This is a genomic window from Kordia aestuariivivens (assembly GCF_014397005.1).
In the GTDB taxonomy this organism is placed as follows: Bacteria; Bacteroidota; Bacteroidia; order Flavobacteriales; family Flavobacteriaceae; genus Kordia; species Kordia aestuariivivens.
Genome location: NZ_JACGWS010000020.1, coordinates 39,936 through 56,928 on the forward strand (window position 1 = coordinate 39,936; position 16,993 = coordinate 56,928).

Genomic DNA, 16,993 nt, shown 5'->3' on the forward strand with positions numbered 1-16,993 from the left:
TCGTTCCCGTGTATACGGGAATCTCTTAGACGCGTTCCGCTGTTGGACAGTTAGACATAATTAATAAAACTGTGAATTGAAAACAGCGAACTGAAAAATTAAAAAATGTGAAAAAAGAAGTCATCATTATAGGTAATGGCATTGCAGGCATCACGCTTGCAGTGCTTTTACAACGAAAAAATATTCCTTTTGTCATATTGCATCGGGAAGAGGAAAAACAATCGTTTGCATTGGGCGAAACGTTGCCACCTACCGCAATGCTACTGCTTCATGAATTGCAATTATTGTCTGTATTTGAAGAAAACGCCTATCGAAAAACGTATGGATATCATTCCATGTGGGGAAGTTCGAAAGTAACGGATATTAACTTTTTTCATCAGAATCCGTATAAAAATGGATTGAAAATTAACAAGCAACAAACACTAGCGCAATTGCAAGCTGCTGTAAAAGAACATACGGTTTCCTATCAAAAAGGGTTTGAAATCATTCATTCAGCACACGGAAACACGGTGATTTTGGCGAAAAATGACGGAATAAAAATCGTTCAAGGGAAAATTCTAGTAGATGCCACAGGCAGAAATCGAGCTGTTTTAAAAAAATTAAAAGTAGAGAGTACCATTCATGATGAATTGGTCGCGGTAAGTTGTCACATCCCAAAAATAAAACATCCAAAATTGACGCATGAAGTCTATGTGGAAAGTTTTAAAGAAGGTTGGGGAATTGTCTCTGCCCTAAACGAAACAGAAAATATTTGTTCTCTATTTACAGATGTAGGGAATGAGATCTTACCTAAATTAAAAGATGCTTCACAATGGAAATCTACATTAGCGGAGACAACCTATTTAAAAGATTTCTTAACAGAAGACACCACAACAAAAGTAAAAGGTGGAAATGCAAATTCATCTGTGGCAACACAAATAGCAGGAATAAATTGGTTGGCATTGGGTGATGCCGCGATGTCTTTTGATCCGTTATCATCACATGGAATTACAAATGCAATATACACTTCGGCAAAAGCTTTAGAAGCGATTGAAAAGAAGTTAAACGTTGCCGATGTTAAAGCATTTCCTGAATATGCAGAAACGTTGCAATCAGTCTTTAAACAATACTTACAATCCAAAGATCTAGTATATCAACAAGAAACGCGTTGGAAAGATGAAGTTTTTTGGAAGCGGTTTTTTATTACTGGTTCATAATTTTTGAAGCAATTTCTTTCATTTTCATGATTTGTTTTTTAGATAATTTTATGCCTTTTCCACTATTTAAAATTTCAGAAAGCTTTTCTTCGGTAGTATTTACGAAGTCTTCTAATGTTTTGATATAATGATTTTGTAAAAGCTCTGCTCTTTTTTGTCCTATATGTGTAATTGAAGTTAATTCTATATGAGGATTATGATCATTCTCTATTTCTTTATTGATTATTGTTGAATTACTAGTTTGATATATTGTATTCTTATATTTGAAATGAAGAGTTATCCAAGTAATGAATAATAAAATTAAAAATATGGATAGTCCTGAAATTATGTAACCAAGTGCCAATAAAGTAAAAGCTGGATTAGAAGGTAATTGTTTATTGAAACTAAGATCATATAAGTATTCTTCAATTCCATCCTCTGATTTAATCGAAAATTTTAATTTTTTATATTCATCATTAATCTTAAATTCTATTGAATCATTTTTTAGGTATAAATAACATAAATGATTATTATTAATTTCGTCATAAACAAACTTTTTCGAATTTTTCATTGAAGTAGAAATAACTTCTAATTTAGAAAGATCTGTTTCTATCTCTGAAAAGACTTTTATGATATATTTTTTTTGTTTAGTGTCTTTAAAAGTTAGCGGAACTTTATAAGAATTGGTCTCCGAATCATAGTATAAATTAATGATGTTTTTATTCCAGATTTTGCGACTGATATAATCCCCTAAAGGATCATCATTATGCAAAAAATTAAATGGAATTTTTAGATTTCTTATCTTAGATTTAACATTAGGTGATATATTTTGAAAATATCTGCTACTTTTTTGTTCGTTGTAGAGTTGAATGATTTCTAATTCAGAAATATTTATTTCTTTATTTAAAAAATCAAAATCCAAACTATTGATGATACCTGAATTTGCTAAAAGAAAAAAAGTAGATGTATTTTTCATATTTTTTACCTTTTCATTCTTTCTAAAAACTTCAATTATTATTTTTTCTAATTTATTTTCCTCTTTCCTATTAAAATTAGTTTTAGTGTATGGAATATTAAATTTAAAGTAATAATATAAGCTATCAATTTTAAAGTCTGTTATTTCTTGAATATATTTATGTGTATAATAATTAGCACTTGAACTAGAGAAAGAAATTGACACACTACTAATTTTAGATTTTTCAGATTTATACATACTTGACAGATAATGTAGTATTTCAAATTTTATAAAATCCTCATTATATCTAATTTTAGTATTTTTTATTATACTGTCAGGAAATTTATAAAGTAATTTTTCTGTTTTTCTTTTATCAAATGAATGATTCCTAGTAGCATCATATACGAGAAAAAAATTTAAATTTATAAGCTGATTTTTTAAATCTCTTTGTCTTGTATCAAGTTTCATAGTCGAGCTGAGCACATCAATTTCATTTTCAGCATACTTTATGACTTTAAAAGGATTAATGATATTATACTCATTATTATTTTTTATTATATCTGAACCATAAAACGATAGTGTAATAGAATAAAAAACTATAGCAAAAGAAAGTAATGCAAAATTAAATTTTATCAAATTATTTATTTGAAGAATATACCAAATTTTTTGCCCTATAACTTTTGATCTATTCAACCATGGCCATTTTAATCTTCTCCCAAACCAATACATGTAAGACAAGTATAAACCTGAAATAATTAGAATTACTGCTACAATTAACAAAAGATTAATCTTCATATTTAAAAATAGTATAAAGATTTTACTTACGCAAAGAGTAATCTCATAAAAATATTTAATTTTCTTATAAGTTTATAAACTTATAAACTCATATGTACATTGAGCGAAGTCGAAATGAACTCATAAACAAACAAACGAAAACACACCATTTCATAAAAATTGAATAGCTTTGCAGCATGATTAAAGAAATTCAACTTCGCGTTACGATTGATGAAGAAACGCAAGACGATATAGTATTGCAAAAAGCAATCAAACAATTACATCTTAATAAAGATGAGGTAACTGGTATCAAAGTATTGCGGAAGTCAATTGATGCGCGAAAACCATTAATTATCTTTAATTATAAAGTAGCAGTCTACATCAATGAGGAACTACCGGAAGCAAGCGAATATAAATTTGAATATAAAGATGTTTCCAATGCGAAAGAAATTCACATTATTGGATTTGGACCAGCGGGAATGTATGCCGCATTGCGTTGTGTTGAATTAGGCTTTAAGCCGATTGTACTCGAACGCGGAAAAAATGTAAAAGATCGTCGTCGCGATTTACGCGCGATCAATCAAGAGCATTTTGTCAATGAAGATTCAAACTATTGCTTTGGCGAAGGCGGCGCAGGAACGTATTCTGATGGAAAATTATATACACGAAGCCTCAAGCGTGGCGATGTGCGTAGAATCTTTGAAAACTTAGTATATCACGGCGCGACCGATCAAATATTACTAGATGCACATCCACATATTGGGACGAACAAACTTCCGAAAATTGTTCAAAACATTCGTGAAACGATCATAAAGTATGGTGGTGAAGTTCATTTTGAAACTCGCGTTACCGATTTAATCATCAAGGAAAATAAAATACAAGCCATTCACTTGCAAGATGGTCGTGAACTAACAGCAAAACGCGTTATTCTGGCAACAGGGCATTCTGCAAGAGATATTTATGAATTATTACATAAACACGAAGTTGCACTCAAAGCAAAATCGTTTGCCATGGGCGTTCGTGTAGAGCATCCACAACAAATAATTGACAATATTCAATACCATTGTACAGGCGATCGCAACGAATTATTACCAGCAGCAGCATACAGTTTGGTAAACCAAGTCAATGACCGAGGTGTATATTCGTTTTGTATGTGTCCGGGCGGATTCATTGTACCAGCCGCAACCGCAAATGGCGAAATTGTAGTCAACGGAATGTCTCCATCGCGACGAAATAATAAATTTGCCAATTCAGGAATTGTAGTGGAAATCAATGCAGATGTCGATTTATACAAATATGAAAAGCACGGCGTTTTAAAAGGATTGGAATTCCAAAAAGACTTGGAACGTTTGGCATTTACGGCAGGCGGAAGAAGTCAGGTAGCACCCGCACAACGGTTGACAGATTTTGTAGAAGGAAAATTATCTACAGATTTGAACCCGACTTCGTATCAACCAGGATTAAAATCAGCGCCTTTGCATTCGCTCTTGCCAAAATCAATTGGTGGACGTTTGCGTAAAGGGTTTGCAGCGTTTGGTCAAAAAATGAACGGATATTATACCGATCAGGCGAATATTGTTGGTGTTGAATCGCGTACATCTTCCCCAGTAAACATTCCACGAAAAGAAAATTTAGAACATCCAGAAGTTGAAGGGTTATTTCCATGCGGAGAAGGTGGCGGTTATGCCGGCGGAATCGTTTCAGCAGCCATGGATGGCGAACGTTGCGCGGAAGCGGCAATTGTTGGGTTGTAGCTTCGAGTCCCTCAGCTCGCCTGAGAACCTCAATCTACATGAGAATCTGAACCTACAATTCGAGAAATCCTCTGCCTGCATTAGAAATACTGTCTATAGAAATATAATCTAAACCTGAGCTCGATATAATAAGCACTAATTTTTTCTAGGCAATTCATTCTTTTTCCGAAGTGTAGTAGGCATTTTTCGTTAAGAATTTTTGAAGCCTTGGAGAAAATTTAGAAAAATGAATGCGGTTTTAGCTTTCCGGAGAGAAAGCTGAAAACACCTCTGGAAAAAGCGCACTTTCTTTTGTTTCTTTTCTTTGTGCGAGCAAAGAAAACGAAAATAAGAATCTAAAAATTAGGTGCTTAATTCAAGATTTATTTAAAAAATTCAAAATATTCTTTTATAGAAGATATATAGAATTCACGTTAATCTTTAGGATGAATTAATCTCCTATGAAAGGCAACTTATTTATTTTTCATAAACTGTCGTATAGCAACCCATTGTCGTAGCATATCACGGGCATCTTGTGCAGGATATCCTAAAACAGTTTTCCCTGCTGCTACATCATTCATAACTCCAGAACCAGCACCCACAGTTGCACCAGAATTTATGGTGGTGTGGTCTTTAATAGAAGCACTTCCGCCAATCATAACGCCATCACCTAAGGTAACAGAACCAGCAAGTCCGCTATGTCCTGCCATAATGCAGGAACGTCCCATAACACTGTTATGCGCTATTTGGACAAGGTTGTCAATCTTACAACCATCACCAACGATGGTAGAACTAAATTTTCCTCTATCAACACATGAATTGGCACCAATTTCGACATAATGTCCAATAATTACATTTCCTATTTGTGGTATTTTCACGAGTCCTCTGCCATCTTCACTTGGTCTGTATCCAAATCCGTCAGCACCAATGCTTACATTCGTATGAAAAATACAATGACTGCCAATAATACAGCGTTCGCGGATTACCGTTCCTGACCAAATAGTAGTTTTGTCACCGATAACGGTTTCATCAAACACACACACATTTGGATATAAAATAACCTCGTTTCCTAATTCAACATCTTTACCAACATAACAATTGGCGCCGATTTTACAGCCATGACCAATTTTTGCGGTTTCATGGATTACTGCGGTTGGATGTATATCTGTTTCAAAAACAGGCGCAATAGGATTAAAAAACTCCAATATCGTTGCCATTGCCAAATCGACATTTTTCACTTTAATAAAAGCTCGATTGTCACCAGGGCTAATAGTTAAATCGGTACCTACAAGGGCAGCACAAGCATTTGAATCTTCCCAAAACTTTACATATTTCTTGCTGCCAATAAATGTGATTTGATTGCAACTTGCTTTTTGTAATTCTTCTGGACCTTCAATTTTTTGGGATGTGTCACCTATCAATTCACCTTTTAAAATGTTATTGATTTCACTTATAGTGTATGATACCATTTACTGTTTTAATTATTGATTAGATTAATTGCTTGTAATATAGAGTGAAAAAATTAAATCAAACACGTTTATGTATTACTTATTTTATTATCTGTAGTTTAAAATCTAAAATTCGTTGTTATAATAGGAGTTATAGCCTTGAAAATAGGTCATGTAAACTGTAGCTACTAACGATCTAATAATCAGGAATAAACCCTGATGTGAGAAGTATTTTAGCGATTGTATTAAATGATGTTGGAAATTTCCTTAATTTTTCTACCTTTGTCGGCAAGGGTATAAAGCATGATACCAATACGGTTAAAAATAAACAATACGCTTGAATAGCACCAAATACACTTTTTATGCTTTAGAAAGTATAAGCATATTTTTTAAATTTTAACAGCTACACAAATAGAAGAAAATCTGCTTCAAAACCAAATATATCAATACTAAATTATCTATTATGAAAAAAATTACTTTGTCTACATTACTAATTTTAGTCCTTTGTTTTTTCTCAGGGCAACTAAAAGCACAAGATGGCTATACTTATACGTTAGTCGATAATGGCGCTTATAGCTATACCATTGCAGCTGTACCAAATGCGAGTGCTTCTAACTTTGCGACTTCTGTGCAGAGTTACGGATTCACTATTATTGTACCAGATGGAGTTACTGCAACGATTACTTCTTCGCTTGGAAGTAGCGCTGGAGCAACTTTCTTTAATGGAACTGATGTTGCACAACCAACAATTGATGGATACTTAATCACAGAAACTTTAGGAAGTCCTGGTTCATTGCCAGCTCCTTCTAGTGGAACAACGAGTCCAATAGTAACGATCCAAATAAATGGTTCACCAACTAGTGGTATTTTATACATTTTAGCAAATAATTCTGCGTTAGCAACTGCGGTAACACCTTTAAAAGCTTTTATGCAGGCAGATATGATTGATGATGCAATGGCATCGTTTACGAATGTTGTAGATCCAAATGCTAGTGCATTAACAACACCATTTGATTTTGATTTTGCTACATTAAGTACACCAACTGCAGAATTAGTAGGTGTTTCAGTATATCCAAATCCAACAACAGATAAGTTAAACATTACAGGAGTTACAGACATTACAAATGTTGAGGTAACAAATATCAATGGACAATTGGTATTAAAACCAACATCAAATCTAGAAACTATCGATATGAGCAGTTTACAAACTGGTTTATACTTTGTAAAAGTTCAAACATTAGAAGCTCAAAAAACAATCAAGGTTGTTAAACAATAAAGAATAAAATTTTAGTCCAACTTTATAAATAACATTATTTAGACAACTTGGGCAATTAAGTATACAAACGCCATCTGAGAAGATGGCGTTTTTTTATGCTTTAAACGTCTGTGTGCTTCAACTCTGCTCAGTGTACGCTTGTTTTTTAATAGAAATTACTTAAAATGATTGCTTCGGGGTATCCCGAAAGCTTGCCGCAGGTCTGCGAGAAGGAATTGTTTGCTCGCGAAAGCTTGCTGCAGGTCTGCGAGAAGGAATTGTTTGCTCGCGAAAGCTTGCTGCAGGTCTGCGAGAAGGAATTGTTTGCTCGCGAAAGCTTGTTGCAGGTCTGCGAGAACGTTTTGTTTGTTGTTGGAAGCTATTTGCAGTAGTGTAAATTCAATCCGTCTTTAGTTTTTCTGATGATTTTTTAATGAAACTATCGAAAATCACTAAAATATTGCGAAAAATATAAATTCAGTCTTTTTTCTTACAAAACAATCATGTTCCATTTGGAAGCGCTGATGTTACAGATTGATTACGCAGTATAAAAATAATTAGTCTTTTTTAAAATAATCGTTTATATTGTTGATTGTAAAAACAGTAAACATTCCGATATGAAAATTTTGAAAAGAGTAGCGCTTGCCCTTGTAACCTTAATAGTAATGTATTCATTTACCGCTCCAGGTGGAGAACATGTAGGGAGATGGAAAGGAAAAGACAAAGGCGACATCGGTTTTTTAACTTTAAGTGCTGATGGATATGCTACGTTTGAATTCAATGGTCAAACCATGGGAGGAAAGTCGTATGATCACCAAGGTGTAAAAGCAGCGATGAAATATACCGTAAACAATGGAACATCACCAGCAGCGATCGATTTTATTATTATGGATAAACGAGCAGATGAAGAACTAGGACGTTTAAAAGGAATCATCAATATGAAATCTAGAAACGAAATGCAAATGGCCATTACATTTGGCGGCGGCGCAGGCAGACCTACCGATTTCTCTGTGGATGCGATTGTATTTGATCGTGTGAAGTAAAAGAAAAACGAATTTGTATATAGTAAATCCTCATCAGTAAACTGATGGGGATTTTTTATGTTAATGTTCGGTATGACTTTTTAAGTTTTGTTTCCAAAGCTTCAAGATTCCTGCCTTCGCAGGAATGACAAAATTTAAAACTTTTCGAAAACGCCCAATCCAAAGAGTGCAAAATCATACTTCACAGGATCGTTCGGATCTAGTTTGCGCAAGGCAGTATCAAGTTCTAGCAATGCTTTGCCATCGTTTTGTTTGCGTTTGAGAATGCCTAATTTGCGTGCTACGTTTCCAGAATGCACATCTAACGGACACGATAATTGCGAAGGTGATATGCGTTTCCAAATTCCAAAGTCAACGCCAGTATTGTCATTGCGAACCATCCAGCGGAGAAACATATTAATCCGTTTGGCGGCACTTCCTTTATTTGGATCAGAAACATGTTTTCGGGTTCTTTCGGGATGTGGAATGCTAAAAAATAGTTCTTTAAACTTAGAAATATTCTCTTGCAATCGTTTGTTTTTAGAGGTAGAAAAAGCCGTTTCCAATCCGCCGTGATTTTCGTAGATATTTTTTAATGCTTTTATAAAGAATATAAAATCAGTTCCGTTAAAGGTGCGATGTACGAATGATTGCAAAGATTCCAAGTCGTCTTCGGTGTGATTCATGACAAAATCATAGGGTGAATTCCCCAGTAAATCCATCATTCTTTTGGCATTGTTGTTGATCATTTTTCGATTTCCCCACGCAATGGTAGCTGTTAAGAATGCAGCGATTTCGATATCTTCTTTGCGTTGAAATTGATATGGAATTTGAATTGGATCGCTCTCCACAAATTTGGGTTGATTGTATTCTGCTACTTTTTCGTCAAGGAAGGATTTTAATTCGGATAAATTCATAAGATTTTGAAGTCTAACACAAAAATAATTATTATTTTCAGTAACGATCTAATTTGACCTATATGTTTACAAACTACTCAAACTATTTTTTTTGGTTGCTACTACTATGTGTTACTACATCTCAAGCACAAATATTAGAAGCATATGTGTTTGATGCGGTAACGAAAGAACCACTTTTTGGTGTTTCTGTCTATTTTGACGGAACCACCAATGGAACATCAACCAATGATGAAGGAAAGTTTCGCATTAGCTACAAACCATCTACTAAATCTGCGTTGATCATTAGTTACTTAGGTTATGAAAAGCAACTGTTGGATGTCCGTAAATTAACAAATGGCACCAGTTTATATTTAGTTGCCAAACCGCAAGTTTTAGGAACGGTATATCTTGAAAATGATACATGGTCGCGTAAAAAGAAGATGGATATTTTTAAGCGTGAGTTTATAGGAAGATCAGTTTCAGCAACCGCATGTAGAATTGTAAATCAGGATGATATAGAATTAGTGTACAATCCGGCAACGCAAAAATTGAACGCGTATGCTTCTAAGCCTCTTATTATTAAAAACAAATACTTAGGGTATACTGTTTCATATATATTGGAAGAGTTTGAAGCGGATTTACGATTGTCAACAATGGGTGATGTCTTAGTACGAAGTGTATATGTTGAAGGTTCTAGTTTTTATATGGAGCAAAACAAGGAAGTGCGCAGAAAGCATAGAAAAATTAGAGAAAAAGAATACGATCAATCAGTATTATATTTTATGCGTTCGTTGGCAAAAAAACAATTGACAGAAAACGGTTTTCAAATCTTCCATAAAGGATTTATTGTGCCGCCGTACAAGTATTTTGAAATCACGAACATGGGCGAGGACACTAAAGTTAATGTCACAACAAATAAGTTAGTCATTGTGTACGATCGCTATTACAAATCGTTTCTAGATATAGATGATGAAAATAGGGTGTTTTTTATTAATAAATTTGGAAACTATTCACCTCCAAAAAAAGTTTTCTTTGGAGGCGTATTAGGAGACAAACGTGTTGGAAATACCTTGCCTTTAGATTATAGTTTGTAAAAATAATTACTCAAAAGTAACTGCTGCTGAGGTACGTTCAATTTCATCGCCGTTTTCAAATGTAATGGTGAATGTAAAATTTACTGTAGTATCAACAGGAATATCCATATCGAATCTTAGTTCATATTGGCTTCCAATATTGTTATCTGAATTTAACTCTAAGATGATTTCATTTAGCGGAAAACTTTCATTGTTACTATATAGGTATTTAGTAAGCACACGCTCATTTAATAGTTCTCCTGCGGCAATTCCAAATAATGGCACATCAGCTCTCAATTCAACACTTGTAGCATTTTTAACAACCATATAATTTTCGTCACATGTAGTAGCGTTTGCCATGTTCATGAATCCAGCTTTTTTAGATAGGAGCGAAGCCATTTCTACTTGATAGTCTGGGCGTATAATTAAGCTGAAATCTTCATTAGTGACTGAACTAGCATCTTCATCATCTTCGTCATTAGCTGTAAATTCAAATGAAGTCATAAAGGCATTAAAATCATCTCCACAACATGCATACAAACATAGTTGAGCAATCGTAATAAAAGCAATTAATTTAAAAATTTTGGTACGCATATCTTCTGAGAGTTTCTGGGTTTGTTTAGTAGATACCGTAAAAATAAAAGGTTGCGTTTGATGTGCGGTCTAAAACGTTAAATAAAGTATAAAATAGTTCTTTCTAACAGCGAACAGTTGACTTTTCTATTATTAAATTCTTTAATATACTTTTTAATTTATTGATTTATAGTTGTTTGTGTGTATTGATGATTCTATCAACAATGTGCGTCCAAATAGTTCCAATTTTCAAAATAGTACAGTAAAAAACCGACATAATGTCGGAAATGTAACAGCATTATGCAGTATTGTTATACATGTAAAGACAAATAGCTTCTAGTTTTGCACCATAATAAGTTTAGTTTTAGTTTTAATTCAGGGCCGGCCTATTAAACTAAAAATAAATAATAACAATTTACCAATTAGCATTACAACGTAAAAATTACAGAAGAAAACAAAAGAGATACTAAAAGGGGCAGATTATGAAAACAAAACTAACCATTCTCATTGCAAATCTATTTTGTATAATAGGAATTGCGCAAACCTTTAGCGTAGACGGGTTTAATTATAATGTCATTTCCACCAGTCCCAACGAAGTTGAGGTCACGGGCGGAACATTTACAAATCCATTAACGATCCCAAGTACAGTTACAGATGGTACAGACAATTATACAGTAACTGCAGTAGGAAGTCAGGCATTTAGAAACAAAGGTGTGACGAGTGTAATTTTACCCAACACCTTACGCGTTATTAATTTTCGCGGATTTAGAGACAATGGAGGTCTTACCTCAGTTACCCTACCAGCGAGCATTACCAATGTAGGTGGAGAAGCCTTTTTAAATGGCGGATTAACTGAAATTATTGCCGAAGGAACAATACCTGCTAGTATTAGCAATAGTTCATTTGGTACACGTACTAATGTAGATTTAATAGTTCCAAACGGATTAGAAGCTACGTATATAAGTGGCGGTTGGACAGGTTTCAACACAGTGAATGGAGAAATTCCCGTTGGAGGAACTTTTGATGTTGGTGATTTGCGTTATAGAGTGATATCGCAAAACCCACTAGAAGTTGAAGTTGCTGGTCGTTTAAATAGTATTGTTGATGTAGTCATACCAGCATCAGTTTTAGAACCACAATTAGGAGATACGTATACGGTTACAGCTATTGGAAGTCGTGCTTTTAGAAATGCAGGTATTAACAGTGTTGTGTTTTCAAATACGATAAACACGATAAAAAACGAAGCTTTCGAAATTAATAATTTAACAACAGTTACACTTCCTGCATCTTTAATTACCATTGGTAACGAAGTATTTAACCTAAATCCATTAACAGAAGTCATTTCGCAGGCAGTAACGGCTCCTGCTATTCAATCGAATAGTATCGTAAATCGTGGTAATATTAGTTTAACGATTCCTAGTGGATCGGAAGCTGCGTATGTAAATGATGGTTGGACAGGTTTCTTTTCTATCAATGGAACACCATTTATAGGTTCTGATTTTTCTGCAGATGGATTCAATTACAGAATTAACGGTGTCAATCCAAATACAGTAGAATTACGAGGTGGCGGAAGCGGAATCACTGATTTGGTATTACAGCCCACAACGACTAAAAATGGCGTTTTATTTACAGTAAACGCTATTACAAATCGTGCCTTTAGAAACAGAGGAATCAACAGTGTCGTATTGCCATCAACTATAGAAACTATAGGATTTGAAGTATTTGAGCTCAATAATCTTACTACAATTACGCTTCCAGCATCGGTAACTACCATTGCTGATCAGGCATTTAACCTCAATCCATTAACAGAAGTTATTTCACAAGCCGTTGTAGCTCCAACAATTGAAACGAATAGCTTTATAAATCGTGGAAATATTAGTTTAACAGTTCCAAGTGGTTCAGAAGCTTCGTATGTAAATGGTGGTTGGACAGGTTTCTTTTCTATCAATGGAACACCTTTTATAGGTGCTGATTTTTCTGTGGATGGATTCAATTACAGAATTAACGGTGTCAATCCAAATACAGTAGAATTAAGAGGTGGCGGAACAGGAATTGTCGATTTAGTTTTACCATCTACAACTACTAAAAATAGTATTTCATTTACGGTGTCAGCGATTGGTTTTCAGTCTTTTAGAAATAAAGGAGTCAATAGTGTTGTGTTTCCTCAAAATATAGAAGTTATCGGGGCAGAAGCATTTGAACTCAACAATCTTACTACAATTACGATTCCAGCTTCAGTCACTACAATTGGTGAAGAAGCATTTTTAAATAACAGTTTAACGCAGGTTATATTCACTTCTGGACCTGAAACGATTGGGGTAAATGCATTTAGAGGAAACCAATTAATTAATGTGAACATTCCGTCAGGAACGGTAACTATTGGAAATGGTGCTTTTATAAACAATCAGATAAGTAGTTTGGTAATTCCAACAGGAGTCATTACCATTGGTAGGGGAGCTTTTAGAAATAATAATTTGGTGACAGTCGTACTGCCTACTACAGTAGAAACTATTGATACAGATGCTTTTTTAGACAATCAACTTGTAAACATAACATTGCCCACAAATTTAACAACCTTAGGAGCTGGCGCATTTCGTAACAATCAATTGACATCTATTGTAATTCCTGATGGTGTTACTGAACTTAAATCACAAACGTTTCGTAATAATGACTTAGAAAGTGTTACGCTTCCTGCGAATTTACAAATCATTAATAACGATGTCTTTCGCGATAATGAAATTACAAGTATTGATTTTCCTGCGAGTTTAACAACATTAGGAGGATTTTCTTTTCGAAACAATAAATTAACCAGCGTTACCATTCCTGCAAATATTTCAACAATAGAAGTAAATACATTTAATGAAAATTTATTGACTAGTATTACCATTCCTTCAAACATTACAAGCATTGAAAATAGTGCGTTCGCAAATAATCCATTAGTTTTTGTCATTGCCGATAGCGCAACGCCAGCAACCATTACCTCTTCTAGTTTTGGAACACGTAGTACTATTAATCTAACCATTATACCAGATCAACAAACGGTTATAGACGATTATATTGCCGCAGCTTGGACAGGTTTTGGAAGTGTGAACGGTGATTTTCAAGTTGGTGCACGATTTACAGAAGGAGATTTACGTTATGAAGTTACAGCTATAAGTCCGAATACGGTAAAAGTATTAGATAGGCAAACAGCTGCACAAAATATCAGCATTCCTGCAGTTGTCTTAGAAACTAATTCAATTACAAGTTTTAATGTGACTCTAATAGAAGATGCAGCTTTTCAAAACACAGATATTACAAGTGTTGCGATTGGAGGAAATATAGTATCCATAGGAAATAATGCTTTTCAGGGAAGTTCACTAACTTCTGTGAACGCCCAAGGGACAATGCCAGCAACAATTACGGCTTCAAGTTTTGGAGATCGTAGTGTAATAAATTTAACAGTATTATTTGGTTTAGAAACAACTTATGAAAACGCAGGTTGGACAGGCTTTTTTAGTGTAAATGGTATAGTTTCTGATGGAGCTATTGGAGTAACTTTTGGTGCAGATGGAATTACGTATGAAATTACGTCTGTCAATCCAAATGAAGTAGAAGTCATTGGTGGTTCCGTAACAGGAGATTTAATAATTCCTGCGCAAGCAAATTTAAATACTACTAATTTTTCAGTAAAAACGATCCGCGCAAGCGCTTTTCAAAACGATCCTATTACTAGCGTAACACTTCCTGCAAGTATCACTGATATTGGCGCTAATGCTTTTACAACAACGAGTTTAACGGAAGTTACAGCATTTGGAGCAACACCAGCAACCATTGAAACCAATTCGTTTGGAGAAACAGGAGGCATAGACCTAACAATTCCTGTAAGTAGTGAAACTGATTATGAAAATGCAGGTTGGACAGGTTTTTTCTCGGTAAATGGTGGCGATCCTGCTATCGGAACACAATTTACGGTAAACGCAATACGATATGAAATTTTAACCTTAGCACCCAATACATTATCCGCAGTTGGAAAAAATGGAACGGTACCAAATGGCGATTTTATATTCCCAGAATTAATAAGTAAAAACGGAGTTGATTTTACCATTACGACCATTGGAAACTCAGCTTTTAGAAGCCAAGATGTACAAACAGTTAGTTTACCAAGTACGGTTACCACGCTAGCATTTCGGGCATTTAGAAGTAATGGTTCATTACGAAGTACAAACATTCCTGCAAATATAACATCCATTGGAGGAGAATCTTTTTTTGGTAATGGATTAACTGAAGTTATCGCAGAAAGTGTAAATCCACCAACAATAAACAATGGTGTTTTTAATCCGCGAAGCGATATCAATCTATTCATTCCACAAGGAACAACACAAGCATATATAGATGCCGGTTGGACAGGTTTTGGTGCTATGATAGAACAAGGAACACTCGTTTTAGAACCAAAAGTATACCTGCAAGGTGCTAGTTTAAATCCAAATACAGGAGAAGAAACACTTATGCGTGACGACTTAAGAATTGAAAATCTAATTCCAACAACTTCGCCGTATCCTGATGGCGCAACATCTGATAGTGCTGTATTTAATGCAACAGGCAATAATGCAATTGTTGATTGGGTTTTTGTTGAATTACGTGACGCTTCAAACAATACAACTATTGTAGAAGGGAAATCAGCATTACTCCAACGCGATGGAGATGTGGTGGATACAAATGGAACATCAGTAGTACAATTTACGTCACCATTAGGGAATTATTTTGTAGTCATCAAACACAGAAACCATTTAGGAATCATGACAGGAAACGTAGTGTCATTAACAGGAATACGAAACACTGTCGATTTTACAGATGCAACAAGTCAAATTACCTTTGGAAGCAACGCACAAACGATTGCAGGAATGCCAGTAGACACTGTTGGAATGTGGACAGGAAATGTAAACGGAGACAACATCGTACAATACTCAGGAACCGATCCTGATGCGCCAGCAATTCTGTCGCTAGTCTTAAATGATGTTGGAAACTTCCTAAACTTTTCAACCTTTATCGTAAGTGGTTACGATACAAATGATGTTGATATGGACGGAAGAGTACAATACGAAGGTGTTGCACCAGATGCACCTTTCATCTTACAAAACATATTGGCACATCCAGGCAACTTTTTAAACTTTAGCACATTTCAAATTCAAGAACAATTACCAGAAAATTAAACATGATGAACAAAATTACTTTTACAAATCTATGTATGGCAATCTATTGCCTATTTACAGCCAACATGTATGCACAAGATGGTTACACCTACACGTTAATTGATAACGGAAGTTACAGCTTTACCATTGGCGCTGTGCCAAACGCAAGCGCGAGTAACTTTGCAACCTCTGTACAGAGTTACGGATTTACAATTCTTTTACCAGATGGTGCTACGGCAACGGTTACATCTTCATTAGGAAGTGCTGCAAATGCTACTTTTTTTAATGGAACTGATGTAGCCCAACCAACAATTGATGGCTATCTAATTACAGAAACACTTGGAAGTCCAGCGGCTTTACCTGCACCATCTGCGGGTACAACAACACCAATTGTAACGATTCAAATAAATGGTGCGCCTACAAGCGGAATTCTTGAAATTTTAGCAAACGATTCAGCATTAGCAAATGCAGTAACTCCATTAAAAAGTTTCATGCAAGCAGATATGATTGATAATGGCGCAGCAGTATTTACTAATGTTGTAGATCCAAATGCTTCAGGCTTATCAGGAGTTAGTTCTTTTGACTTTTCCACACTTTCTGTGGAAGAAAATCAATTGACAAACCTTTCTATTTATCCAAATCCAGCAACAGATGTTGTAAACATTCAAAATAGCGAGGTTGCATTACAGAAAGTAGAAATCTATTCCATGAATGGACAATTAGTACGTTCTCAACACAATAATTTAGAAAGAATACAGGTCAATACACTAAAAAGTGGTTTATATATAATGAAATTATATGCTGCAAATACTAGCAAAACGATAAAACTGATCCGACAATAACACTATTTTAACATCTAATTTTTAAAAGGGTTTAATTTTTAGTAATATTATAAGTAAGTGTATTCATCATAAAAAT

General features: G+C 34.6%; 12 protein-coding genes. 8 read left to right on the top strand and 4 right to left on the bottom strand.

All coding sequences use genetic code 11. The features are described from left to right. Positions 1-107 precede the first annotated feature (107 nt). Positions 108-1,196: an NAD(P)/FAD-dependent oxidoreductase gene (locus tag H2O64_RS22385; protein WP_187564475.1), complete on the top strand. Its 1,089-nt coding sequence runs from the start codon at positions 108-110 to the stop codon at positions 1,194-1,196. Here the strand turns inward: H2O64_RS22385 and H2O64_RS22390 are convergent. Further along, positions 1,183-2,823 (bottom strand): helix-hairpin-helix domain-containing protein, encoded by a 1,641-nt coding sequence (locus tag H2O64_RS22390; RefSeq protein ID WP_187564476.1) that lies wholly within the window; start codon positions 2,821-2,823, stop codon positions 1,183-1,185. The genes H2O64_RS22385 and H2O64_RS22390 overlap by 14 nt on opposite strands. A gap of 278 nt (positions 2,824-3,101) precedes the next feature. On the opposite strand from H2O64_RS22390, the gene H2O64_RS22395 reads away from it, so the two are divergent. Further along, positions 3,102-4,658 (top strand): NAD(P)/FAD-dependent oxidoreductase, encoded by a 1,557-nt coding sequence (locus H2O64_RS22395; RefSeq protein ID WP_187564477.1) that lies wholly within the window; start codon positions 3,102-3,104, stop codon positions 4,656-4,658. Positions 4,659-5,110: 452 nt separating this feature from the next. Here the strand turns inward: H2O64_RS22395 and lpxD are convergent, their stop codons facing one another. Next, on the bottom strand, positions 5,111-6,106 hold the full coding sequence (lpxD, locus tag H2O64_RS22400; RefSeq protein ID WP_187564478.1) for a UDP-3-O-(3-hydroxymyristoyl)glucosamine N-acyltransferase: 996 nt from the start codon (positions 6,104-6,106) through the stop codon (positions 5,111-5,113). A gap of 442 nt (positions 6,107-6,548) precedes the next feature. On the opposite strand from lpxD, the gene H2O64_RS22405 reads away from it, so the two are divergent. The 3 genes from H2O64_RS22405 (at position 6,549) to H2O64_RS22415 (ending at position 8,383) form a co-directional block, all read left to right on the top strand. Further along, positions 6,549-7,361, top strand: a complete 813-nt coding sequence (locus H2O64_RS22405) for a T9SS type A sorting domain-containing protein (RefSeq protein ID WP_187564479.1) — start codon at positions 6,549-6,551, stop codon at positions 7,359-7,361. Positions 7,362-7,525: 164 nt separating this feature from the next. Further along, positions 7,526-7,732, top strand: coding sequence for a hypothetical protein (locus H2O64_RS22410; RefSeq protein WP_187564480.1), 207 nt, complete (start codon positions 7,526-7,528; stop codon positions 7,730-7,732). Positions 7,733-7,957: 225 nt separating this feature from the next. Further along, complete coding sequence (locus H2O64_RS22415) at positions 7,958-8,383, top strand: hypothetical protein (RefSeq protein WP_187564481.1); 426 nt, start codon at positions 7,958-7,960, stop codon at positions 8,381-8,383. 134 nt (positions 8,384-8,517) lie between these two features. Here the strand turns inward: H2O64_RS22415 and H2O64_RS22420 are convergent, their stop codons facing one another. Continuing rightward, positions 8,518-9,279 (bottom strand): TIGR02757 family protein, encoded by a 762-nt coding sequence (locus tag H2O64_RS22420; protein ID WP_187564482.1) that lies wholly within the window; start codon positions 9,277-9,279, stop codon positions 8,518-8,520. A gap of 62 nt (positions 9,280-9,341) precedes the next feature. On the opposite strand from H2O64_RS22420, the gene H2O64_RS22425 reads away from it, so the two are divergent. Beyond that, the gene (locus tag H2O64_RS22425) at positions 9,342-10,352 is read left to right on the top strand and encodes a carboxypeptidase-like regulatory domain-containing protein (protein WP_187564483.1); all 1,011 of its coding nucleotides are present in this window, start codon (positions 9,342-9,344) and stop codon (positions 10,350-10,352) included. A gap of 6 nt (positions 10,353-10,358) precedes the next feature. Here the strand turns inward: H2O64_RS22425 and H2O64_RS22430 are convergent, their stop codons facing one another. Further along, complete coding sequence (locus tag H2O64_RS22430; protein WP_187564484.1) at positions 10,359-10,925, bottom strand: hypothetical protein; 567 nt, start codon at positions 10,923-10,925, stop codon at positions 10,359-10,361. A gap of 461 nt (positions 10,926-11,386) precedes the next feature. Here H2O64_RS22430 and H2O64_RS22435 point away from each other — a divergent pair, with 461 nt between their 5' ends. Beyond that, positions 11,387-16,096, top strand: a complete 4,710-nt coding sequence (locus tag H2O64_RS22435; RefSeq protein ID WP_187564485.1) for a leucine-rich repeat domain-containing protein — start codon at positions 11,387-11,389, stop codon at positions 16,094-16,096. 2 nt (positions 16,097-16,098) lie between these two features. Continuing rightward, positions 16,099-16,917, top strand: coding sequence for a T9SS type A sorting domain-containing protein (locus tag H2O64_RS22440; protein ID WP_235983004.1), 819 nt, complete (start codon positions 16,099-16,101; stop codon positions 16,915-16,917). Positions 16,918-16,993: the final 76 nt, after the last annotated feature.